Genomic DNA, 1,349 nt, shown 5'->3' with positions numbered 1-1,349 from the left:
AGTCCGTGCTGCTGAAATCCTGAATCTTTCCACCCGTCAAATTACCCGGTTATTGCAGAAGCTCAATCAAGATGGTGTTTCAGGCATGACGCATGCCAGTCGTGGTCAACCGGGCCATCATCGCCATGACGATTTATTAAAATCGCAATGTCTTTCCATTATTTCTGAACATCTGCTGGGCTTTGGACCTACCTTGGCGCATGAGAAGCTCAGCAGCATGTTTGACCTGAATATCCCGGTAGAAACGGTTCGGCGCTGGATGACTGCAAATGACCTTTGGATTCCGCGATCCAAACGTCTAAAACGCCCATACCAGCCACGCTATAACCGTGATTGCTTCGGTGAGCTGATCCAGATTGATGGCTCATATCATGACTGGTTTGAAGGAAGAGCCACCAAATGCTGTTTGCTGGTTTATATCGATGATGCTACCGGCAAGCTGTTGCATCTGCGCTTTTGTGAGGCTGAAACGACCTTTGACTATATGCTTTCAACCCGAGCCTACATTGAGCAATACGGCAAGCCCTTGGCCTTTTATAGCGATAAACACTCGGTATTTAGAGTCAACCAGAAATCCAGCCAAGACAGCAAGATCACGCAATTTGGCCGGATTCTGAATGAGTTAAACATTGATATTATCTTTGCCAACTCACCACAGGCTAAAGGTCGCGTAGAACGCGCGAATAGAACCCTTCAAGACCGTTTGATCAAAGAGATGCGTCTGGAAGGCATCAGTTCAATTGCCGAAGCCAATGCCTGGTTACCCTGCTTTATTGAGCATTTCAACCAGAAGTTCGCCAAGTGTGCGCGAAATTCAAAGAACTTACATCGTCCGCTAACAGAGTCTGATGCTGAGCTGGAGGATATATTCACCTGGCAGGAACCGCGTAAGGTCACCAAGAACCTGACGATTACCTATGACAAGTGTATTTATCTGCTTGAACCGACAGAGCTGAATCATAAGCTTGTTGGGCAATACATTTCATTTCTGGAGTATCCGGATGGCACTGTGGCCCTCATGCATGAAGGACGAAAGCTCAACTACAGCATCTTCAATAAATTGGCTGGACTACAGCAGAATGAAGTGGTTGAGAATAAAAGATTAGGCTCGGTTCTGGCGCATATCCAGCAACAGCATGAAGAGTTGGAAAAACAAAATAAACGTTCCCGTCTCAAGAAAAGTATGCCGAGTCGTAAAGCTCAGAAAGCGGTTATTGAACAAAGAAATTTAAATCCTGTGCTTGACTCTTGTGGTTAAAAACAGGACATTTTAAATGGTTTATCGCATAGACATTTTAATTGGTGAATAACATTTAAAAACTAGAATTTTCCACCAATTCACCATCCAT

The 1,349-nt window shown here is 44.7% G+C and carries 1 protein-coding gene; it reads left to right on the top strand.

Features of this window, described 5'->3' with window-relative positions; genetic code table 11:
• On the top strand, positions 1 to 1,258 hold a 1,258-nt coding region (locus ACY3FQ_RS18095; RefSeq protein ID WP_489774601.1), incomplete at its 5' end, for an ISNCY family transposase.
• Positions 1,259 to 1,349: the final 91 nt, after the last annotated feature.

The organism is Acinetobacter sp. AB03 (genome assembly GCF_058107045.1).
The sequence above is the reverse complement of the archived record's forward strand: the minus strand, read 5'-3'. Positions and strand labels throughout refer to the sequence as shown.